The organism is Aeromonas aquatilis (assembly GCF_054052405.1).
Window position 1 is genome coordinate 1 of record NZ_JBSTYP010000069.1, and the last position, 21,675, is coordinate 21,675.

General features: G+C 56.8%; 22 protein-coding genes. 6 read left to right on the forward strand and 16 right to left on the reverse strand.

All coding sequences use genetic code 11. The annotated features are described in order from the left end of the window. Positions 1 to 207: 207 nt before the first annotated feature. The 5 genes from iscA to trmJ form a co-directional block, all read right to left on the reverse strand. Positions 208 to 531, reverse strand: coding sequence for an iron-sulfur cluster assembly protein IscA (iscA, locus tag ACW5W8_RS20585; protein WP_498630039.1), 324 nt, complete (start codon positions 529 to 531; stop codon positions 208 to 210). A gap of 15 nt (positions 532 to 546) precedes the next feature. Next, positions 547 to 930: a Fe-S cluster assembly scaffold IscU gene (iscU, locus tag ACW5W8_RS20590; RefSeq protein ID WP_033136080.1), complete on the reverse strand. Its 384-nt coding sequence runs from the start codon at positions 928 to 930 to the stop codon at positions 547 to 549. A 41-nt stretch (positions 931 to 971) separates the two neighbouring features. Continuing rightward, complete coding sequence (locus ACW5W8_RS20595) at positions 972 to 2,186, reverse strand: IscS subfamily cysteine desulfurase (protein ID WP_013723838.1); 1,215 nt, start codon at positions 2,184 to 2,186, stop codon at positions 972 to 974. Positions 2,187 to 2,239: 53 nt separating this feature from the next. Then, on the reverse strand, positions 2,240 to 2,743 hold the full coding sequence (gene iscR, locus ACW5W8_RS20600; protein ID WP_026035025.1) for a Fe-S cluster assembly transcriptional regulator IscR: 504 nt from the start codon (positions 2,741 to 2,743) through the stop codon (positions 2,240 to 2,242). A gap of 92 nt (positions 2,744 to 2,835) precedes the next feature. After that, entirely contained in the window at positions 2,836 to 3,558 is a 723-nt protein-coding gene (gene trmJ, locus ACW5W8_RS20605) for a tRNA (cytosine(32)/uridine(32)-2'-O)-methyltransferase TrmJ (RefSeq protein WP_498630042.1), read from the reverse strand. 187 nt (positions 3,559 to 3,745) lie between these two features. On the opposite strand from trmJ, the gene ACW5W8_RS20610 reads away from it, so the two are divergent. Next, positions 3,746 to 4,162 (forward strand): hypothetical protein, encoded by a 417-nt coding sequence (locus tag ACW5W8_RS20610; RefSeq protein WP_498630044.1) that lies wholly within the window; start codon positions 3,746 to 3,748, stop codon positions 4,160 to 4,162. Here the strand turns inward: ACW5W8_RS20610 and ubiT are convergent. Next, the gene (ubiT, locus tag ACW5W8_RS20615) at positions 4,115 to 4,648 is read right to left on the reverse strand and encodes a ubiquinone anaerobic biosynthesis accessory factor UbiT (RefSeq protein ID WP_498630046.1); all 534 of its coding nucleotides are present in this window, start codon (positions 4,646 to 4,648) and stop codon (positions 4,115 to 4,117) included. The two genes, ACW5W8_RS20610 and ubiT, sit on opposite strands and share 48 nt — an antisense overlap. A 189-nt stretch (positions 4,649 to 4,837) precedes the next feature. Here ubiT and ubiU point away from each other — a divergent pair, with 189 nt between their 5' ends. Beyond that, entirely contained in the window at positions 4,838 to 5,833 is a 996-nt protein-coding gene (gene ubiU, locus ACW5W8_RS20620) for a ubiquinone anaerobic biosynthesis protein UbiU (protein WP_498630048.1), read from the forward strand. Between the two features lie 11 nt (positions 5,834 to 5,844). Then, positions 5,845 to 6,717 carry a U32 family peptidase gene (locus ACW5W8_RS20625; RefSeq protein WP_498630050.1) on the forward strand — a complete coding sequence of 291 codons (873 nt, stop codon included), beginning with the start codon at positions 5,845 to 5,847 and terminating at the stop codon, positions 6,715 to 6,717. A gap of 63 nt (positions 6,718 to 6,780) precedes the next feature. Here the strand turns inward: ACW5W8_RS20625 and nlpI are convergent, their stop codons facing one another. The 7 genes from nlpI to queA form a co-directional block, all read right to left on the reverse strand. Next, complete coding sequence (gene nlpI / locus ACW5W8_RS20630) at positions 6,781 to 7,725, reverse strand: lipoprotein NlpI (protein ID WP_498630052.1); 945 nt, start codon at positions 7,723 to 7,725, stop codon at positions 6,781 to 6,783. Between the two features lie 90 nt (positions 7,726 to 7,815). After that, a complete protein-coding gene (locus tag ACW5W8_RS20635; RefSeq protein WP_498630054.1) occupies positions 7,816 to 8,184 on the reverse strand; it encodes a rhodanese-like domain-containing protein in 369 nt (122 codons plus the stop codon). Between the two features lie 84 nt (positions 8,185 to 8,268). Further along, positions 8,269 to 9,216 carry a protein translocase subunit SecF gene (secF, locus tag ACW5W8_RS20640; protein ID WP_498630055.1) on the reverse strand — a complete coding sequence of 316 codons (948 nt, stop codon included), beginning with the start codon at positions 9,214 to 9,216 and terminating at the stop codon, positions 8,269 to 8,271. 10 nt (positions 9,217 to 9,226) lie between these two features. Next, positions 9,227 to 11,080 carry a protein translocase subunit SecD gene (gene secD / locus ACW5W8_RS20645; protein ID WP_498630057.1) on the reverse strand — a complete coding sequence of 618 codons (1,854 nt, stop codon included), beginning with the start codon at positions 11,078 to 11,080 and terminating at the stop codon, positions 9,227 to 9,229. An 18-nt stretch (positions 11,081 to 11,098) separates the two neighbouring features. Further along, a complete protein-coding gene (gene yajC / locus ACW5W8_RS20650; RefSeq protein ID WP_042063375.1) occupies positions 11,099 to 11,434 on the reverse strand; it encodes a preprotein translocase subunit YajC in 336 nt (111 codons plus the stop codon). Between the two features lie 50 nt (positions 11,435 to 11,484). After that, a complete protein-coding gene (tgt, locus tag ACW5W8_RS20655) occupies positions 11,485 to 12,621 on the reverse strand; it encodes a tRNA guanosine(34) transglycosylase Tgt (protein WP_498630059.1) in 1,137 nt (378 codons plus the stop codon). Positions 12,622 to 12,695: 74 nt separating this feature from the next. Then, the gene (queA, locus tag ACW5W8_RS20660; protein ID WP_005344678.1) at positions 12,696 to 13,748 is read right to left on the reverse strand and encodes a tRNA preQ1(34) S-adenosylmethionine ribosyltransferase-isomerase QueA; all 1,053 of its coding nucleotides are present in this window, start codon (positions 13,746 to 13,748) and stop codon (positions 12,696 to 12,698) included. A gap of 212 nt (positions 13,749 to 13,960) precedes the next feature. Between queA and ACW5W8_RS20665 the strand changes: the two genes are divergently transcribed. The 3 genes from ACW5W8_RS20665 to ahpF all read left to right on the forward strand — a co-directional run bounded on the left by ACW5W8_RS20665 (position 13,961) and on the right by ahpF (position 17,369). After that, on the forward strand, positions 13,961 to 14,407 hold the full coding sequence (locus tag ACW5W8_RS20665; protein WP_368195495.1) for a CBS domain-containing protein: 447 nt from the start codon (positions 13,961 to 13,963) through the stop codon (positions 14,405 to 14,407). Between the two features lie 691 nt (positions 14,408 to 15,098). Next, positions 15,099 to 15,665: an alkyl hydroperoxide reductase subunit C gene (gene ahpC, locus ACW5W8_RS20670; protein WP_005337335.1), complete on the forward strand. Its 567-nt coding sequence runs from the start codon at positions 15,099 to 15,101 to the stop codon at positions 15,663 to 15,665. Between the two features lie 123 nt (positions 15,666 to 15,788). Next, on the forward strand, positions 15,789 to 17,369 hold the full coding sequence (gene ahpF, locus ACW5W8_RS20675; protein WP_498630062.1) for an alkyl hydroperoxide reductase subunit F: 1,581 nt from the start codon (positions 15,789 to 15,791) through the stop codon (positions 17,367 to 17,369). A 136-nt stretch (positions 17,370 to 17,505) separates the two neighbouring features. Here the strand turns inward: ahpF and ACW5W8_RS20680 are convergent, their stop codons facing one another. From ACW5W8_RS20680 to ACW5W8_RS20690, 3 genes are all read right to left on the reverse strand, one after another. Continuing rightward, positions 17,506 to 18,222 (reverse strand): SIMPL domain-containing protein, encoded by a 717-nt coding sequence (locus tag ACW5W8_RS20680; RefSeq protein WP_162515173.1) that lies wholly within the window; start codon positions 18,220 to 18,222, stop codon positions 17,506 to 17,508. Between the two features lie 56 nt (positions 18,223 to 18,278). Beyond that, a complete protein-coding gene (locus ACW5W8_RS20685) occupies positions 18,279 to 18,839 on the reverse strand; it encodes a hypothetical protein (RefSeq protein WP_498630065.1) in 561 nt (186 codons plus the stop codon). Positions 18,840 to 18,925: 86 nt separating this feature from the next. Beyond that, positions 18,926 to 21,628 carry a DUF5801 repeats-in-toxin domain-containing protein gene (locus ACW5W8_RS20690; protein ID WP_498630067.1) on the reverse strand — a complete coding sequence of 901 codons (2,703 nt, stop codon included), beginning with the start codon at positions 21,626 to 21,628 and terminating at the stop codon, positions 18,926 to 18,928. Positions 21,629 to 21,675: the final 47 nt, after the last annotated feature.

A 21,675-nucleotide genomic window follows, 5' to 3' on the forward strand; every position in this document is an offset into this window, starting at 1 on the left:
CGCCCGCGCCCCTGACAATCGATTTGGTGGCAAGGGGTTCTGGGGCCCCCGTCCCCACCACAGACGAAGGATCATTGACGTCAAACATCTCAGACACTGAAGCTTTCGCCGCAACCACACTCGCCCTTGGCGCATGAGAAGGTATTGTTGAACTACGCATATCTGATCCGTTCAACAGCAGACGAAAGATCATTCACGTCAAACATCTCAGACACTAAAGCTTTCGCCGCAACCACACTCGCCCTTGGCGTTGGGATTGTTGAACTGGAAGCCCTCGTTGAGGCCCTCCTTGACGAAATCCAGCTCAGTGCCATCCAGATGGATCAGGCTCTTGGCATCGACAATAATCTTGACGCCCTGCTGCTCGAACACCTGATCCTCATCGGTCAGTTCATCAACGAACTCAAGCACGTAGGCCAGGCCGGAGCAACCGGTGGTCTTAACGCCGAGGCGCAGGCCAATGCCCTTGCCCCGGTTGGTCAGAAAAGAGGAAACCCGTGCCGCGGCGGCATCTGTCATGGTAATAGCCATACTGCTCTCCGGCGCTTAGAGACCTTTCTTCTGCTTGTAATCGGCGATGGCGGCCTTGATGGCGTCCTCGGCCAGAATGGAGCAGTGGATCTTCACCGGCGGCAGGGCCAGCTCTTCGGCGATATCGGTGTTCTTGATGCCAGCCGCTTCATCCAGGGTCTTGCCCTTGACCCATTCGGTCACCAGGGAACTGGAGGCGATGGCAGAACCACAGCCGTAGGTCTTGAACTTGGCATCTTCGATGATGCCTTCGTCGCTGATCTTCAGTTGCAGCTTCATCACGTCGCCACAGGCGGGCGCACCGACCATGCCGGTCGCAATGTTGGGATCATTCTTGTCAAAACCACCGACGTTGCGAGGATTCTCGTAGTGGTCGATTACTTTTTCACTGTAAGCCATATCTCACTCCTGCTAATTCTGTTGCTCACTGACCCGGTGGATCAGTGATGAGCCCATTCGACCGTGTTCAGATCGACGCCGTCTTTGTACATCTCCCACAGGGGGGACATCTCGCGCAGACGACCGATGGAGTCACGAATAAGCTTGACCGCGTAGTCAATCTCTTCCTCGGTGGTGAAGCGACCCATGCTGAAACGGATGGAGCTGTGTGCCAGCTCGTCGTTCAGACCCAGTGCACGCAGCACATAGGAAGGTTCCAGGCTGGCGGAGGTACAGGCCGAACCGGAAGAGACTGCCAAATCTTTCAGCGCCATGATGAGGGATTCCCCTTCCACATAGGCAAAGCTGACGTTGAGGTTACCCGGAACACGTTGCTCCAGATCGCCATTGATGTAGACGGCTTCAATATCCTTGATGCCATTCCACAGACGCTGGCGCAGAGCCAAGATGCGCTCGCCTTCACTCACCATCTCTTCTTTGGCGATGCGGAAAGCTTCGCCCATCCCGACGATCTGGTGGGTCGGCAGAGTACCGGAACGCATGCCGCGCTCGTGGCCGCCACCGTGCATCTGGGCTTCCAGACGAACGCGGGGTTTGCGGCGAACAAACAGTGCACCGATCCCTTTCGGACCATACACCTTGTGCGCAGAGACGGAGAGCAGATCCACTTTCAGTGCTTCCACGTCTACCGGGATCTTGCCCACACTCTGAACGGCATCCACGTGCAGCAGGATCTTGCGGGAACGGCACAACTCGCCGATGGCAGCAATGTTCTGAACCACGCCGATTTCGTTGTTCACATGCATGATGCTGACCAGGATGGTGTCATCACGCATGGCGTTTTCGATCATCTCGATAGTGAACAGGCCGTTGGGCATCGGCTCAAGATAGGTCACCTCGAACCCTTCACGCTCCAGCTGGCGACAGGTATCGAGTACCGCCTTGTGTTCGGTCTTGGAGGTGATGATGTGCTTGCCCTTGCTGGCATAGAAGTGGGCAACACCCTTGATGGCCAGGTTATTGGATTCGGTCGCACCGGAAGTGAAGACAATCTCGCGGGGATCGGCACCGATCAGATCTGCCACTTGATTACGGGCCAGATCCACCGCCTCTTCGGCCTGCCAGCCAAAGCGGTGAGAACGGGAAGCCGGATTGCCGAACAGGCCATCCATGGTGAGACACTGCATCATTTTTTCTGCGACACGCGGGTCCACCGGACAGGTTGCCGAATAATCAAGGTAAATAGGCAGTTTCATGTTTTTCTCCGTCACAGTCGGGGTCATACAGAGTCCCGCTGTGGAAAGCACGTTTATAGTTGGACTTTCAAGCTCACATCGCCGTGTTCTGCCCGATCAACCAGGGACAACACGGTCTTCATTTGTTCATCTTGCTTGCCGGCAATCCGGCGCACATCGGCCTGGCGAACCAGCTCAGCCAGGGTGATATCCCCGAGGAAGCTGGAGATCCGCTCGCTCAGATCGCGCCACAGGGAGTGAGTCAGGCACTGGGTACCACCGTGGCAACCGCCCTTGCCGAGACACTTGGTGGCATCGACCGACTCATCGACCGCGGTGATCACCTGACCAACCGAAATCTCCCCTGGGGCCAACCCGAGGCGATAACCACCACCCGGGCCACGCACGCTGCTCACCAGACCATGTTTGCGCAGGCGGGCAAACAGCTGCTCGAGATAGGACAACGAGATGCCCTGGCGCTCGGAAATATCGGCAAGGGGGACGGGCCCCTGCTCTGCATGCAGCGCCACGTCGAGCATGGCGGTTACAGCGTAACGTCCTTTTGAAGTCAGTCTCATGTGCCTTACCGTCTTGCGAAGCAATTTAATGGGGCACATGCTCACATACCCGACCAAATCAGTCAAGTATATGGTTGAGTAAATCAGTCGGATTAATCCGGTACGCGCGCTTTCTGCACCGAGGTCAGAATACCGCGCAGAATGTTGAGCTCAGCCGCTTCCGGCCGAGCCCGATTGAACAGGCGACGCAGCTTGCTCATCACATGACCCGGATGGTCATCGGCAATAAAACCGGTCTTCATCAGGGTTTGTTCCAGGTGCTGATAAAACCCTTCCAGCTGGGCGGCACTCGGATAGGCCATCTCATCTTCAGGCTCGGCGGCCTGCCCCTGCAGCCAGCGCATCCGCACTTCGTAACAGAGGGTCTGTACCGCCATGGCCAGATTGAGGGAGCTGTAATCAGGATTGGCCGGAATGGCCACGTGGTAGTGGCACTTTTGCAATTCGTCGTTGGTGAGACCGGTGCGTTCACGGCCAAACACCAGCGCGACCGGGTGCTGCATCCCCTCAACCACCGATTTGTCACCGGCTTCACGGGGATCGAGCATGGGCCAGCTCAGGGTGCGGGAGCGGGCGCTGGTGCCGATCACCAGACCACAATCGGCGATCGCTTCGTCCAGTGTCGGGATGATACGGGCATTGGCAAGCACATCGCTGGCACCTGCCGCCAGGGCGAAGGCATTGTCATCCGGCAAGGCTTGCGGATCAACCAATACCAGTTGGGTCAACCCCATGGTCTTCATGGCACGCGCCGCAGACCCCATGTTGCCGGTATGAGATGTGTTTACCAAAACGATACGAATCTGATCCAACATGCCCAGTCAATCTTCAGTCAAAAATAGCGCGCAATTGTAACATAAGAGAACACAATGTTGGCACCGTAAAAGGCGAGCCATTTCAGAACAAAACCACCGGTTTGTATAACAAACCAGCATGAGGGAAGTGAGAGAGGGAAACTAAACTTGATGGATATCCGGTTAACGGCACAGGAGACACAACGCCATGCTTCCTCCCTTTATCTACGAGAGATTGCCCAGCCTCTACCTGCTGGCGGCCATTGCCATCATTATGCTGGGTGAACAGCCCCTGCTCTGGTTTGCAGGCGCCCTGCTGTTTATCGCCGGGGCGGTGACCTGGATGATGCGCTCCAGCTACCGGCGTACCGATCTGATTATCTTTCCGAGCAAACGCTGGCTACAGCCGGAGTGGCTGTATGAAGCGCAGCCCTTCATCTGGCTGGCAGCGGGGCTAGCCATGTCACAACTGCCCGCCCCTGCAGCACTTATCGCCTTGGTGCCCTGTCTGTGGGCCTGTCGTTGCCTCTGGGCACGGCACCATTATCGCCGCCATGCCCACGGGGTGATTGTCCACTTAAGACGGGATCCCGCTCGGCGCCGTCTGCACCGCAGCCTGCGCTGACTCGGTGCGGGCGCGTTCGATAAACGTGGCCAGATCCATCAGGGGATACTTCATCAGGCTCGGCAAGCCATCGAGATCCAGACTGTCCATCAGGTTTTTCACCTCAAGGCCCAACTCGGTATTCCCTTCTATCTTCAGCTTGCGCTGGAAGAAGAGCGAATCTGGATCCTCTTTGCGACCGGCAATCAGAATAAGGTCGTTGGCGGTACCACTAAAGCAGACATCGGCCTTGTCACACTCGCGCGCCACCACCAGCTGGCCATTCTGTTCACTGATAAACCAGCAGAGCTCCAGATCAGAGACTTCGACTTTCAGCCACTTGTCTGCCAGAAACTCGAAATCGCCATCTGCGATGGCCTCTTTGAAGACCCTGGCCAGCAAACTCTCCATCAGTTGCTTTTGCAGATTGAAGGGAACCAGCTTGAGGGGATGGCGCAAGAAGCGCGGAGCCTGTTCGACCAGGCGGCGTTGCAGTTGTTGAAACACGATAGACTCCCTTTTTTGCGCATTCAAACACAGGGCGAGGGGCAAGATCCTGTTGGAAATCAAACTTGTGCAGGGTTACCTCAAGAAGGGTAAAGCTACACAAAGCTGCCTCAGGTCAAAAAGCGGGAGTGCATGGCTGCATACAATCAGGGCTCGTTTGCCCTTCATATGCACTCTCGGAGCGTACCAATGGAATTACTCTGTCCGGCAGGCAGTTTGCCGGCACTGAAAACCGCCGTGGATAACGGGGCCGATGCTGTTTATATCGGTTTCAAGGATGATACCAATGCCCGCCACTTTGCCGGTCTCAACTTTACCGACAGCAAACTGGAGAAGGCGGTGGATTATGTGCATCAACATGGTCGCAAACTACATATTGCCATCAATACCTTTGCCCATCCCGGGGCCGATGCGCGATGGAAACAGGCGGTTGATCGCGGGGTAGCCCTTGGCGCCGATGCATTAATCATCGCCGACCTCGCCGTGCTGGAATATGCCAGCCGCCACTACCCCGAGATGGAACTCCATGTCTCGGTGCAGGCCAGCGCCACCAATGCCGCCGCCATTCGCTTCTATCAGCAGCAATTCAATGTCACACGGGTGGTGCTGCCCCGGGTGCTCTCCATGCATCAGGTCAAGCAGCTGGCCCGCGAGACCGATGTTGGCCTCGAGGTATTCGCCTTTGGCAGCCTCTGCATCATGGCCGAGGGGCGCTGCTATCTCTCCTCCTACATGACGGGCGAGAGCCCCAACACGGTCGGCGCCTGCTCACCGGCCAAGTTCGTCCGCTGGGAAGAGACCCCAAGCGGCCTCGAGTCACGGCTCAACGAGGTGCTGATCGACCGCTACGGCCCAGGTGAAAATGCGGGTTATCCGACCCTGTGCAAGGGACGTTTCGATGTGGATGGCCAGACCTACCACGCGCTGGAAGAGCCGACCAGTCTCAATACCCTGGGTCTCTTGCCCGAGCTGTTCCAGACCGGGATCCAGTCGGTCAAAATTGAAGGGCGCCAGCGCAGCCCCGCTTATGTGGAGCAAGTGACCCGGGTCTGGCGTGCGGCCATCGATGCCTACCAGGCCGATCCCGAGGCCTATCAGGTCAAGCCTGAGTGGGATGCCCAGCTCGCCCGCGTCTCCGAAGGTAGCCAGACTACCCTCGGCGCCTATCATCGTCAGTGGCAATAAGGAGTCCATGCATGCAATTTTCTCTCGGGCCTCTGCTCTTCTACTGGCCCAAAGCCGATACGGAAGCCTTTTACCATGCCGCGGCCGACAGCCAGGCCGACATCATCTATCTGGGGGAAACCGTCTGCAGCAAGCGGCGCGAACTCAAAGTCGATGACTGGATTGCGCTGGCCCGTCAAGTCGCCAGCTCCGGCAAACAGGTGGTGCTCTCAACTCTCGCCCTCATCTCCGCCCCTTCCGAACTCAAGGAGGTGAAACGACTGGTCGACAATGGCGACCTGATGGTCGAAGCCAACGATCTTGGTACGGTGCAACTCGCCTGGGAGGCAGGGATCCCCTTCGTCTGTGGTCCCGCCATCAACGCCTATAACGCCGATGTGCTGCGCATGCTGCTCAAACAGGGGATGAAACGCTGGGTCATGCCGGTGGAGCTCTCCCGTGACTGGCTGATCCAGCTCAATCAGGATCTGGGCTCCCTGCGCGACCAATTTGAGGTGGAGGTGTTTGCCTACGGCCATCTGCCGCTCGCCTACTCGGCGCGCTGCTTCACCGCGCGCTCCCTCGACAAACCCAAGGACAATTGCGAGCTCGCCTGCATCAACTACCCCACCGGGCGACTGGCCAACAGCCGCGAGGGACAGCGGGTGTTCAATCTCAACGGGATCCAGACCCAGTCCGGCTACTGCTACAACCTGGGTAACGAACTTGCTGGCATGGCGGGTCTGGTGGATGTAGTCAGGCTCTCACCGCAAGGGATGGAGACGCTGGAGACGCTGGCCCGCTTCAAAGCCAATCAGCAGGGCCAGGCTCCCCTGCCCCTGCAACAGGGGAACGACTGCAACGGTTACTGGCGCCAGATCCCCGGCATGAGTCTGGTGGAATAAGCCCGCCATTCGCCCAACAAAAAGGCCTCATCGCGAGGCCTTTTTTACAACTATTTGGCAGTATCAGGAGGGCTGATCGCTCTTGTCTCGGGCGCTCTGGGCGCCAGGTGGCAAGGGTTTGCGCGCCATCAGCTCCAGTTCCAGCAGCGCATAGCGGTGCTCGATGAAGTCATAGACGTTGTTGGATAAGGCCAGCTTGAAGTAGCTGATGGCTTCCTTGCGGTTGCCTTTGCCCAGCTCGAACTTGCCCAGATAGAAGTAGGTTTCACACAGGCGCTCGGCAAGCTCCCGGTTATCCTTCACCCCTTTCACCACGTTGCCCATCAGCTGGGAAGCGTTGATCTCGCCGGTATAGAGGCGCACCAGATCCCAGTTCCAGGCATCGTCATCGTACTTGTTGAGCCGCTCGCGCATCCGGCTCATGGCAGCCGACGGATCGAGTTTCTGCTCAGCCAGGTAGAGCCAGATCACCCGATAAGGGTCTTCCGGCTGCGCCTCGTAAAAACGCTTCATATCGGCCGCGGCCAGCTCGGGACGGTTGCCGTAATAGAGGGCGATGCCACGGTTGAGATAGGCATAGTCATAGTCCGGCGCCAGTTCGAGAGCAGAATCGAACGCGTCATAGGCTTCGTCGTAATTCTGCTGCTGCACCAAATAGACGCCGATGAAGTTGTAGGCTTCGGCGAAATCCGGCTTCTCCCGCAGGGCTCGATTGAAATCGAGTCGTGCGAGGGAACGCAGGCCAACCCGATCAAACACCACGGCACGCTCATAAAACAACTCTGCCCGTTGCTCGGTGGTCAGTTCCATTTCACTGAGCATTTGCCCGAGTCGCGCCAACGCCAGCTCGCTTTGGTAGGAGACCTGCAGGGGGGTCGCCAAAACCAGTGAAGCAGGCTGCGGCTTGGGAACCTTAGGGGTGTTAACCTGACTGCTACTGCTGCAACCCCACATGGGAAGCAACAACAGGATACCAAGGAGGTATCCAATCCCTTTCCTGACGTTCAATGAACACTCCGACGCTTACGCTTGACCCCGCATATGGTAAAGGTCAACTGCCACTTTGTCATGTAGCTGTGCCCCTCTACCTCAAATAAATCAGGATTCGACAGGGTATCCGGCCTCCAGCCAACCACGAAAACCGCCGTCGACGCTGATCACCTTGCGATAACCCATCTGCTGCAGGTTGTCCGCCGCAAGAATGGAGCGAAAACCACCGCCACAATAGAGGTAGAGTTCGATCTCGGGATCCGGGAACAGGGTCTCGATATCCCGCTCAATCACGCCACGACCCAGGTATCGGGCACCGGGCAGATGGCCCTTGGCCCACTCGCTCTCTTCCCGCACGTCGAGCAGGTGAAACGTGCGCCCTTGATCCTGCCAGCGCTTGATCTGGTGAACATCGGTTTCGGTGATGCGGGAGCGGATCCCGTCAACCAGCGCCAAAAAACGGGGATTGTGATGCATGACAGACTCCTGTTGCTTGAATCATGTGCGTCAGCAAACGACACGCAGAGATAAGAAAAGAGCGCCATCAGGCGCTCTTCACTGTTACGGCAGGATTTCCTGTTGGTCCGCACCCTCTTTCTCTACCTGGGTGGGCAGCATGTGCTCGCGCTTGACGCCGAGGAACATGGCAAACGAACTCGCCACATAGATGGAGGAGTAGGTACCAAACGCCACACCGATCACCATGGCCACGGCAAAGCCGTGGATCAGCGCACCGCCCTTGAGCAGCAGCGCCAATACAACGATGAAGGTGAGGCCGGAGGTAATGATGGTACGGCTCAGGGTCTCGGTCATGGAGAGATCGAGAATGTAGTCGGTATCCCCTTTACGCACCTTGCGGAAGTTCTCCCGCAGGCGGTCGAACACCACAATGGTGTCGTTCAGGGAGTAACCCACCAGAGTCATCAACGCCGCCAGCACGGTCAGGTCGAACTCGTACTGGAAGTAGGCGAACACGCCCAGGGTGATCACCACGTCGTGCACCAGAGAGAGAATGCCCCCCAGCGCCAGACGCCACTCGAAGCGCACTGCCACATAGGCCAGGATACAGAGGATGGAGGCCAGCATGGCCAGCGCACCGTCTGTGGCCAGTTCATCCCCCACGGAAGGGCCGACGAACTCGACGCGTTTGAGCACAGCGCCCTCGTCGAGCAGCTTGGCCGCCGCCAGCACTTCGTTACCCTGTTGTTCTACCTTGACCCCCTCTTTCGGGGTCAGGCGGAACAGCACGTCACGGCTGGAGCCAAAGTGTTGCAGGGTTGCCCCTTCAATCTTCTGCTCTTCCAGAGCGTCATGGATCTTGTCCAGGCTCACCGACTGCTGGAACCCCACCTCGATAGTGGTACCACCGGTAAAGTCCAGACCCCAGTTCAGCCCCCGATCAAACAGGAAGAACAGGGCTACCACCATCAGCACGGAAGAGAAAACCACACCCGGCTTGGCATAGCGCATAAACGGGATCGGTTTTTCAAAATGTAGAATCTGAAACATCTCTCTATCCTCAGATGGGCAGCTTGTCGATACGCCGTCCACCCCAAGCCAGGTTGATAATGGCACGGGAAACTGTGATGGCAGTAAACATGGAGGCGGTCAGACCAATGCCCAGCGTCAGGGCAAAGCCCTTGATGGCGCCGGTGCCGATACCGAACAGGATCACGCAGGTGATCAGCGAGGTCACGTTGGAGTCGGCGATGGTGGAGAATGCCCGATCAAAGCCCAGATGGATGGCTTGCTGAACACCACGACCGTTGCGGATCTCTTCACGAATACGCTCGTAGATCAGTACGTTGGCATCCACCGCCATACCCAGCGTCAGGACGATACCGGCGATACCCGGCAGGGTCATGGTGGCCCCCGGGATCATCGACATGATGCCGACAATCAACACCAGGTTCATACAGAGCGCCAGGTTGGCGACCCAACCGAAGGCACGGTAGTAGATCCCCATGAACAGCACGATCACCAGCATGGCCCAGCCGATGGCTTCCATACCGCTGTCGATGTTCTGTTGACCCAAGCTCGGACCGATGGTGCGCTCTTCCACGATCTGGATCGGGGCGATCAGGGCACCGGCACGCAGCAACAGCGCCAGGTTGTGGGCTTCGTTGGCGTTGTCGATACCGGTAATACGGAACTGGCTGCCAAGGCGCGACTGGATGGTGGCGACGTTGATCACCTCCTCCTGTTTGCGGAACTTGCGCTTGCCATCCGGACCCGGCTGACCGACCGGCTTGTACTCGATGAACACGGTCGCCATCCCTTTACCGACGTTGTCCTTGGTAAAGTTGGCCATCTTGTTGCCACCCTGGCCATCAAGCTTGATGTTGACCTGAGGACGGCTGTACTCATCGAAACCGGACTGGGCACCCACGATGTGGTCACCGGTCAGGATCACCCGCTTTTGCAGCACGACGGGACGACCGTTGCGATCGTTGTAGAGCTTGGAGCTGGGCGGAACACGGCCATCGGCAGCGGCTTGAATATCAGCCGCCTCATCCACCATGTGGAACTCCAGGGTCGCGGTGGCACCCAGGATCTCCTTGGCGCGGGCGGTATCCTGAATACCGGGCAGTTCAACGACAATGCGCTCTGCGCCTTGCTGTTGTACCAGCGGCTCGGCCACACCCAGCTCATTGACCCGGTTACGGATGATGGTGATGTTCTGCTCGAGGGCGTACTTCTTCACTTCCTTGATCTTGGCTTCGCTCAGACCGGCCAGCAGGATGAACTCATCCCCTTTTTGCTCGGTAGTGAAGGTCAAATCAGGGTTCTGACGACGCAGATGAGAAACAGCGCGTTCCTGATCCGCTTCGTCACGGAAGATCACCTGCACCAGATCACCGGTCCGGCGCACGCCGGAGTAACGGATCTTCTGGTTGCGCAGCTCGGTGCGAAAATCCTGCACCATCTGCTCTTGCTGCTTGGTCAGTGCTTCGGCCATGTCCACTTCCATCAGGAAGTGCACACCACCGCGAAGATCAAGACCCAGCTTCAGAGGCGCCGCACCGATGGCTTCGAGCCAGGCGGGAGTGGAAGGTGCCAGGTTGAGTGCGGTAATGAAGTTGTCACCCAGCTTGTTGGCGACGATATCGCGTGCCTTCAGCTGGTCTTCGGTATTCTTGAAACGGATCAGGATAAAACCGTGCTCGAATGCAGCATGTTTGACCGGGATCTTGGCCTCATCGAGACTCTCTTTCACCAGGTCAAGGGTATCTAGCTTGACTTCGGCACCACGGCTGGCAGAAACCTGCAAGGCCGGGTCTTCGCCGTAAAGATTGGGGGCTGCATATAGAAAACCGATGGCGATCACGAAGACCACCATCAGGTATTTCCACAGCGGATAGCGATTCAACACGCTGTGCTCCTTGGGAGATTAAAGGGACTGGATAGAACCCTTGGGCAGAACGGCAGAGACGAAGTCCTTTTTGATGGTGACTTGAGTCTGGTCGTTCAGGGCGATCACCAGGTAATCGCTGTCTGCAGCCACTTTGGCAATCTTGCCAACCAGGCCACCGGAAGTGAGCACTTCGTCACCCTTGGACAAGGAGGTCATCAGATTGCGGTGATCCTTGGCGCGCTTGGCCTGGGGACGATAGATCATGAAGTAGAAGATCAGACCAAACACGGCCAGCATGATGATCATTTCCATACCACCACCCTGTGCACCCGGAACTGCGCCTTCTGCATACGCCTTGGAGATAATGCTCATTTAACAACCTCTTATTGATGTAGATTTGAAAACTGAATTATATATTGTTGTTATTTAACGTCATTTTCAGCTAACGGAGGCACAGGCTTCCCTTGCCGACGGTAAAACTCTGTTACAAAGTCGTCTAATTTACCCTGCTCGATCGCGTCCCGCAAACCTTGCATCACACGCTGGTAGTAACGCAGGTTATGAATCGTATTCAGACGGGCACCGAGGATCTCGTTGCACTTGTCCAGATGATAGAGATAGCTGCGGGTGTAGTTCTTGCAGGTGTAGCAATCGCAATCGGCATCCAGGGTACTGGTGTCGCTGCGATACTTGGCGTTGCGGATCTTCACTACGCCATCGGTGGTGAACAGGTGACCGTTGCGGGCGTTGCGGGTCGGCATGACGCAGTCGAACATGTCGATACCACGGCGCACCCCTTCCACCAGATCTTCCGGCTTGCCGACACCCATCAGGTAACGCGGCTTGTCAGCCGGAATTTTCGGGCAGACGTGCTCGAGGATGCGGTGCATGTCCTCTTTGGGTTCACCCACGGCCAGACCACCGACCGCATAACCGTCGAAACCGATCTCCAGCAGCCCCTTGAGGGAGACATCCCGCAGATCTTCGTAAACCGAGCCCTGAATGATGCCGAACAGGGCGTTCTTGTTACCCAGCGCATCAAACTTTTCACGGGAGCGCTTGCCCCAGCGCAGAGACATCTCCATGGACTTGCGCGCTTCTTCATAAGTAGCCGGGTACGGGGTGCACTCGTCGAAGATCATCACGATGTCGGAGCCCAGATCGTACTGGATCTCCATGGACTTCTCGGGGTCGAGGAAGATCTTCTCGCCATTGATGGGGTGACGGAAGTGGACGCCCGCTTCGGTGATCTTGCGAATATGGCCCAGGCTGAACACCTGGAAACCACCGGAGTCGGTCAGGATCGGGCCCTGCCAGTTCATGAAATCGTGCAGATCGCCGTGGGCACGCATCACTTCCTGACCCGGGCGCAGCCAGAGGTGGAAGGTGTTACCCAGCAGGATCTGGGCGCCGGTTTCACGCACTTCTTCAGGAGTCATCCCCTTGACGGTGCCGTACGTCCCGACCGGCATAAAGGCCGGCGTTTGTACCACACCACGTTCGAAGACCAGTTGACCGCGACGGGCACGGCCGTCGGTGGTTTTCAGTTCAAATTTCATTGCTACCTCGGCTGCGTCAGATAAACAGTCTGACAATAGGAGGGCCGCTCACGGCCCGGTAAATAAGCTGAAGCTTATGCTTCAACCTGGCGACGGGTGACGAACATGGCGTCCCCGTAGCTGAAGAAACGGTACTGCCCGGCCACGGCTGCCTGATAGGCCGCCATCACATTGTCATAACCGGCAAAGGCGCTGACCAGCATGATCAGGGTCGACTCCGGCAGATGGAAGTTGGTGACCATGGCATCGACAATCTGGAACTGGTAGCCAGGGAAGATGAAGATATCGGTGTCACTAAAGAAGGGCGCCAGCGGTTTGCCCTGTGCCAGGGTGACCTTGGCCGCGCTCTCCAGCGAACGCACCGACGTGGTCCCCACCGCGATTACCCGACCACCACGGGCACGGGTGGCCGCGATGGCATCCACCACCTCTTGCGGCACTTCCGCATACTCGGAGTGCATATGGTGATCTTCAATCTTCTCAACCCGCACCGGCTGGAAGGTCCCCGCCCCTACATGCAGGGTCACGAAGGCCGTTTCAACCCCTTTGGCCCGAATTTTCTCAAGCAGCGGCTCATCAAAGTGCAGACCGGCGGTCGGCGCGGCAACGGCGCCGGGCTTCTGATTGTAAACGGTCTGGTAGCGCTCCTTGTCGGCATCCTCGTCGGGACGGTCGATATAGGGGGGCAACGGCATGTGACCGATGGCCTCCAAAATCTCCAGCACCGGACGCGGATCGAGGAAGTGGATCTCGAACAGGGCGTCGTGGCGGGCGCGCATTTCAGCTTCCACACCACCATCCATGATCATCCGGGTGCCGGGCTTGGGCGCCTTGGAGGCACGGACATGGGCCAGCACGCTGTGCTCGTCCAGAATGCGCTCGACCAGTACCTCCAGCTTGCCGCCGCTGGCCTTCTGGCCAAACATGCGCGCCGGAATGACACGGGTGTTGTTGAATACCAGCAGGTCGCCCGGGTTGAGCTGGTCCAGCACATCGACAAATTGACCGTGGCGCAGGGCGCCAGTTTGACCATCGAGCTGCAACAGGCGGCTGGCGGTGCGCTCTGCCATCGGATAGCGGGCAATCAGCTCGTCTGGCAGATCAAAATGAAAATCGGATACTTGCATCTTTCACCTCGGGGGGAATCGGCGGCTAGTCTAGTTATCCCCATCTTCCAAGGCAACCCAAAAGACCAAAAACCCAAGAGAGACAAGGGGTAGCGAGCAATATTGAGACACACCTCCGGTTAATGATTCTTTAATGTTCTGTATTGACCCTGATCATGTTTTGCCAATGGGCGCTGGGCTAGGGTGAAAGCAGATACACAAGGAGGCCCACCATGATGACCCTATCCGAAATCATGACCGAACATCCCTTCACTCTGGGTCCGTCAAACAGTGTCAAACAGGCGATGGATCTGATGCAGCAGGAGCGGATCCGCCACATTCCCATCGTCGACGAGCAGCACCACCTGCTGGGGCTGGTGACCCTCACCGATATTCTGGCCACCCGGGAATCCAAGCTGCTGCTCATCAGCCCGGAGCGGGAAGCCGAATTTACCGACAGCGTACAACTCGACGAGATCATGACCCGCCAGGTAGCGAGTGTGGATCCCCACGCTGGCATCAAGGAGGCGGCACTCTACCTGCAGCGGCACAAATATGGCTGCCTGCCGGTACTCAAAGGACGCAAGCTGATCGGCATTGTCACCGAATCGGACTTTATTGCCGTGGCCATCAACCTGCTGGAATTGATGGAAGAGCAGGAGCCACCCACCGATTTTTGATTGATCAGATTGTAATTAAATTACAATCAAAGCGTTTTCAGCCGTCAAAATAGGCATAAATTATGAAACCCTTTCATTTTGATTGAAAAATTACACCAAATGCTTGCCTTGTGATCTGCATCACACTATTATCTCTCTCATGCAATAGTTGCCGAGAGGGGGATGAGGGATTGTGCACCCATTATCTTCCTCTCATATGTCTGCAAGTTTGCACACCCCGTAGTTAGTCTTTGCTGTAAAGCATTTGTTTATATAGCCATTCCTTGTTTGATGACCCGGCCCTGTCGTTGCGATAGCGCCGGGATTTTTTTTCTGCGCTTTTCGGCTTCCCCCTTACCAGCACATCCCCAATCGCTGCGAGCAGCGGCCTCAACCTCCTGCGCCACCTGTTTGCACCACCGTTTATCTCATCGCGTCATCGTGGCTCTGCACACCCCTTCTTATGCCTTGAAAAGGCGATGTAGCGCACAGATATTGAACCACGACAAGGAGTTATCTCAGTAGGCCAGAGATATTCATGTTAGGTACAGCCATAGTGAGCTATCTAATAAGTAGATTTAAGCGATTCAAAATTGCGGCTTTTATCGATTAACGGAAGCCCCTATGATGAATCCATCGAAAGTTAAGCGCCTCGTCTGGTAAGACTCTTCAACACCAGACCGGCATATGTACATCACCAAGGAGCAATTACATGTCTACCTACATCAACACTGAAATCAAGCCGTTCAATGCTACCGCCTACCACAATGGCAAATTCGTTCAGGTGTCTGACGCTGACCTGAAAGGCAAGTGGTCCGTGGTCTTCTTCTACCCGGCTGACTTCACCTTCGTTTGCCCGACCGAGCTGGGCGACCTGGCTGACAACTACGCTGAATTCCAGAAACTGGGCGTCGAGATCTACTCTGTCTCTACCGACACCCACTTCACCCACAAAGCGTGGCACGACACTTCTGACACCATCCAGAAGATCCAGTACCCGATGATTGGTGACCCGACTGGTACCATCACCCGCAACTTCGGTGTGATGATCGAAGAAGCCGGTCTGGCTGACCGCGGTACCTTCGTGATTGACCCGCAGGGCATCATCCAGATCGTCGAGATCAACGCTGGCGGCATCGGCCGTGACGCACTGGAACTGCTGCGCAAAGTCAAAGCCGCCCAGTACGTTGCCTCCCACCCGGGTGAAGTGTGCCCGGCTAAATGGAAAGAAGGCGAAGCCACTCTGGCCCCGTCCCTGGACTTGGTAGGCAAGATCTAAGCCTCCCGCTTCCAAGACCGGCCCGCATAAGGGCCGGTCTGCTTTCCGGCATTGCCAAATAGGCCTGAAAGCAGACCGACTCACATTTAATGCCAACTCGCCATTACAAGAAGGAATTCGACCATGTTGGATACCAACCTCAAACAACAGCTGAACACCTATCTGCAGTACATCGTCAATCCCATCGAGATCAGCGTGTCCGGCAACGACAGCGACAAATCTGCAGAACTGCTGGCACTGGCCAGCGAGATCGCCGAGATGTCCCCCAAGATCACCCAGACCTCTGGCACTGCCGCTCGCAAGCCTTCCATGAGTGTCGCGCCGCAGGGCCAAGCCCCGCGCGTTCACTTTGCCGGCATCCCCATGGGTCATGAATTTACCTCGCTGGTGCTCGCCCTGCTGCAAAGCGGCGGCCACCCCTCCAAGGCAGATGCAGCCGTGCAGGAGCAGATCCGCAATCTCAAGGGCGAGTTCCACTTCGAGACCTATATCTCGCTCTCCTGCCACAACTGCCCGGACGTAGTACAGGCTCTCAACCTGATGGCGACCCTGAACCCAGGCATCACGCACACCATGATCGATGGCGCCCTGTTCCAGGAAGAGGTCGCCGAGCGTCAAATCATGGCGGTACCGAATGTCTACCTGAACGGCCAACCGTTCAGCCAGGGCCGTATTTCGCTCGAAGAGATCGTCGCCAAACTCGACACCGGCGCCGCAGAGCGCAAGGCCGCCGAGCTGAATGAGAAAGATCCCTACGATGTACTGGTGGTGGGCGGTGGCCCGGCTGGCGCCGCAGCGGCCATCTATGCCGCTCGTAAAGGCATTCGCACCGCCATCGTTGCCGAGCGCTTTGGTGGTCAGGTGATGGACACCGTCGGCATCGAGAACTTTATCTCCGTGCCCTATACCGAAGGCCCCAAACTGGCCGCCAGCCTGGAGCAGCACGTCAAACAGTACGGCGTGGAAGTGATCACCGAGCAGCGCGCCGCTGCCATCAGCAAAGATGGATATGTGAACGTGGATCTCGCCTCTGGCGCCACCTTGAAGAGCCGCGCCGTGATCCTGGCGACCGGTGCCCGCTGGCGTGATCTGAACGTACCGGGCGAGCTTGAGTACCGCACCAAGGGCGTGGCCTACTGCCCGCACTGCGATGGCCCCTTCTTCAAGGGCAAGCGAGTAGCTGTGATCGGTGGCGGTAACTCCGGCATCGAGGCGGCCATCGATCTGGCTGGCATCGTCGAACACGTCACTGTGGTGGAATTTGCCGATACCCTGCGTGCCGATGAAGTGCTGCAGAAGAAGGCTCGATCCATGGGCAATATCGACATCATCATGAGCGCGCGCACCACCGAAGTGATCGGTGATGGCAGCAAGGTGGTCGGTATGGACTACGAAGATCGCACCACCGGTGAGATCAAGCACCTGGCGGTAGTGGGGATTTTCGTCCAGATCGGCCTGGTACCGAACACCGAGTTCCTGAAAGGGAGCGAGATTGCCATGACCCGCTTTGGCGAGATCGAGATCGATACCAAGGGCGCGACCTCCCTGCCCGGCGTCTACGCCGCAGGGGATGCCACCACGGTACCGTTCAAGCAGATCATCATCTCCATGGGTGCTGGCGCCACCGCCGCACTGGGTGCGTTTGATTACCTCATCCGCAACCCTGCTCCTGAAGCGACCAAAGCTGATGCTGTGACCGCCTGATAAACCCAGCGCAACAAAAAGCCGACGCCCGATGAAGTAAACACGAGCGTCGGCTTTTTTATATCTGCATCGATGCGCAATAAAAACCCCGCAGCAAATAGCGGGGTTGTTCATGACTGGACTTAAACGACGGGCATCACTCCAGCAAGAAAACAGCCTCGATATTATCACTTACCGTGATCTGCTGTTGTTGATAGCTGTTGTCCGCCATATCCGCCGCAGGTGCAGCCATCGCCATGGCCTGCACCATCTTCAGGTTGCGGCTGTAGGCGGTAATGGGCGAAGCATTGCGGTACTCCACACTGTAGACCTTGCCAAGCTTCATCCCGAACGCCTTGGCCAGAGATTCAGCCTTGGTTTTGGCATCCTCAACGGCATTCAAACGTGCCTGCTCCTTGATGACCTGCGGCGACTTCAACCCGTATTCAATCTGGGATACGGACTCCAGCCCGGCTTTGAGGGCGGTATCCATCAGGGGGCTCAACTTGTCGAGCTGATAGAGCTTCACCGCCAATTGTCGCTGAGCACGATACCCCAACAATACCGGCTTCTTGTTCTCGCCATACTGATATTCCGGAGAGACCATCAGGTTGCCAGCCTCAACATCGCTGCGCTTGATCCCCAACCCTTCCAGTTGGCTGAAAAAGGCTGCGACCTTGGTATCGACCTGCTGCTTGGCCTTGAGGCCCTGCTTATCCAGTGCACTCACCGCCACATTGAGGGTAAGCATATCGGGTTCGGTCTTCTGCTCGGCATAACCACTCACCACCAGATGGGGCGCTTGCGGCACTTCAATCGCCAGCAGCGGAGCACTGACAACCAGAGCGGAAAGAGTAAGAAGGGGACGCCACATAGAAAAAAACCTCAATCGGAAAGATTGAGGTCATTATGCCCGTGCAGTTACGGGATTCATATATCATGCAAGGGGGGGAGCTGATCCAGTATCTGATTGGTCAGATCGAGACTAATGGTGACCATGCTGCCGGGCTCCTGGCTCTGGTTTGCCATATCCAGCGCAGGAGCCGCGCCACAGACCAACACCTCATCATCGAAATGGAACGAGTCCCACGACAGAACGTGTCCTTGCACCGCCTGCTCGATATTGGGGCCACCACTATCCTCCTCCATCGCAGACCAAGGGATGGTATCAGACGATCCCAGCAAATCGTGCAACAACGGAGAGTGAAAACTGGCCAGCGGATACTCCTGCTGCCCCTGATGATGGCCAACCAGAATCATGTTATGGGCAGACTCGGTATCCATGACCGGCACATAAGTGATAGAGGCCGTAGCGAAGTCAACATAGAGCGAGCCCGCTACATCACCGGCCTCATTCTCAATCTCCATCCCATCCAGCCGATCCCCCGCGATCGAGGCCTGATAGCCAAACTGGCCTGCGCAGGTAATGTTCCCCTGCCCATCCCAGCTATAACGGATGCCATCAATGTCGACCCAGTTGAATGACTGCATGATTACCCCTCTCCTCTACTGCCGCTATCTTATCCATCCCCTTGGGGAAAAAACAGGGGCCAGGCAAGCCCGGCCCCAAGACAAGGTTACGGATCAACCTTCAAGTTACCGTCATCCAGCAACTTCTGAATAATCTGCAAGTCACTGTTACCCAGGGTCGTCAAGTCAATACTGTCAAATTTTATGACGTGGGTGGTTCCTCCATTCGTACCATCCAAATCAATCGTCAATGTTGATTTGTTTGTGCCTGGCCCATCACTACTGAAATTGAGGTACGCATCAAGCGAACCAGAGTTGGCATGTTCGCCAGTGAGCAGCTCGCTTATATCCAGTACATCTCCGCCAGTGCCGGTGGTGAAGTCTTTGATGACATCCACACCACCGATATCACCCGCCCCCCACTTAAAGGTGTCTTTACCGCCTCCACCTGTCAGGGTGTCGCCATCAGCACCACCAAGGAGCAAGTCATCACCGCCGCCACCGCTCAAGATGTCGCTTCCTGCCAAACCGCTCAGTACGTTGGCATTACCATCCCCCGTCAGACTGTCGTTGAACATGGAACCCACCAGATTTTCCATATTGCTCAAACTGTCTGTACCCGCACCACCGGTCGCCTGATTATTACCATTGACCGTAACAGTGACACCGGCCGTACTATCGATGTAACTGGCCGTGTCATTGCCAGCATCACCGTTCAAGGTATCGTTGCCTGCACCGCCAACAAGAATGTCGTTGCCCTCGCCACCATTCAAGCTGTCGTTACCGGCGCCGCCCAGCAGAATATCATTGCCAGCATTGCCGTTGAGCGTATCCGCCCCCGCCCCGCCGATCAGGATCTCGTCCAGATAGCTTCCGGTGAGCGTTGCCCCGCTTTGAACATCCACGAAGACCTTGGCAGTATCTGTGGTCGAGCTATTGGTGTAGTTGAATGACCCTTCATAGCTACTGGGGGTTGCGCTACCAGAGGTATCATCAAACGTCACCGAACCCGCATTATCTGTCACTGTTCCGCCAACGGCCCCAGAAACGCCCGTAATAATCTGGGTTGCAGCCAGCGGCCCGGTATCATTGGCAAGCAGCGCCCAATCCGGGACGGTTGCTGGGTCCTGGTTGGTGATGATGAAATCATCACGCACCACAGTCGGACCAACCGCCGGCTTGATACTAATGGTCATGGTGCTGGACGCTGTGTCCCCGTCCTTATCGGTAATGCCATAGCCCACGACCTGGTTTATGCCCACTGCCGGTATAGAAGACGGCGGAGTATAGGTATACGCCCCGTTGTTCATATCTACCTTGAGGGTGCCACCTGCCAGTGCAATGGTCCATTCGTTTGTTGATTGGTTAAAGGTCCCGACCGACGTATTGCCAGATGCGGTATCCGTGTTCTGGTTGTAGGTATAGGTTACCCCCCCCACAGTAATGGAGCTGAGCCAGCCACCATCAGCCCCGACACTGGCCACTATGCCGTTGATCATTTGACCCGCCAGCGGTGGCGCCACAACAGTACTCAAAAGCGTAGCGGCCAATTGACTGAAATCAGTCACAACCACAGCGGTTGTATTCGCCGGGCTGGCGCCACTGACGCCATTGTAAGCGATGGGGTCAAGTCCAGACTGGGTAGAGCCTGAGCCCATCCCTAGCGCAAACGAGTTGATATTGTTCGCTTTAAGGAAATCAGCCCAATCGTTGGTTTCTCCACTCAGTGTTGAGCCGTCACCATCAATGCCATTGCCACCACCAAGGGAGTTATTGCCATCCGGGACAGAAGCGGCTGAGCCACTCAATGCATTCGCATTGGGCTGACCATCTGACATGAAATAGGAGACATTTTGTGCATTAGTCTGTCTATCTGTATCGCCAAAGGCCTTGATCGCCTCATTTAGAGCATCGTCATAGTTAGTACCACCTGATGGTTGCAGCCCCAATATGGTCGACTTGGCCACATCCACATTGACCCAGACACTGGTTGGGTTAGTGGCGGAGGATGCAAATGTGATGATATTGACCATAACGGTGCCATAAGCACTGTACTTGTCGAGCAACTCCAGGGCAGATTTTTGCATCACCTGCATCCGGGTCATGCCTTGATACCCCGATGATTCCCCCATACTGCCGGAGATATCGAGGATCAACATCAGGTTGGTATTTTGCACCTGAGTGGCCTGACCCGAGTTGGTTGCTGCCGAGGCACTCGGGCCATCGTCTTTGAAGCTGATAGCGAGCCCATTCGCACTGGCCGCCGTGGTGCTGTCGCCATCACGGTCGGTGACAGTCTGTACCACCTTGATGGCCGCTGCTGCCAACGGCGACACGCTGTCGTCATGGTCGCTCGCACTGCTGCCATCCACCCCGTGCTCCAGCGCCGCATACTGGGTCACCGTCACCTTGCCGCTGCTGTCTATCAACACGCTGAAGGCCTTGGTACCACTGGTGCTGCCGCCGGTCCATCCTTCATAGCCGTTGGCCACCGCCACCAGTTTGACTTCGCTGGCACTGCCGCTTTGACCTGCCAACCATAACCCGGTCCCGGCACCTGCCGTGGCGCTCAGGCTGTACTGCACACTACCGCCACCGTCAGCCCCATACACCGGGGCATTGAACAGACCGCTGATGGCGCCGCTGGTGATCTCCACCGCATCAAAACCGCCGGTCTCATCCAGGGTTGCACCCGCACTGACTGCCGCCTTGGCCGAGGCACTCGGGCCATCGTCTTTGAAGCTGATGGCACTGCCCAGGTCCACACTCGCGCTCTGGCTGTCGCCATCTTTGTCGGTGATGGTGCCCACCAGTTTCACCAGGTTGGCTGACAGCAGGCTGCTCTCCTGATCCGGGC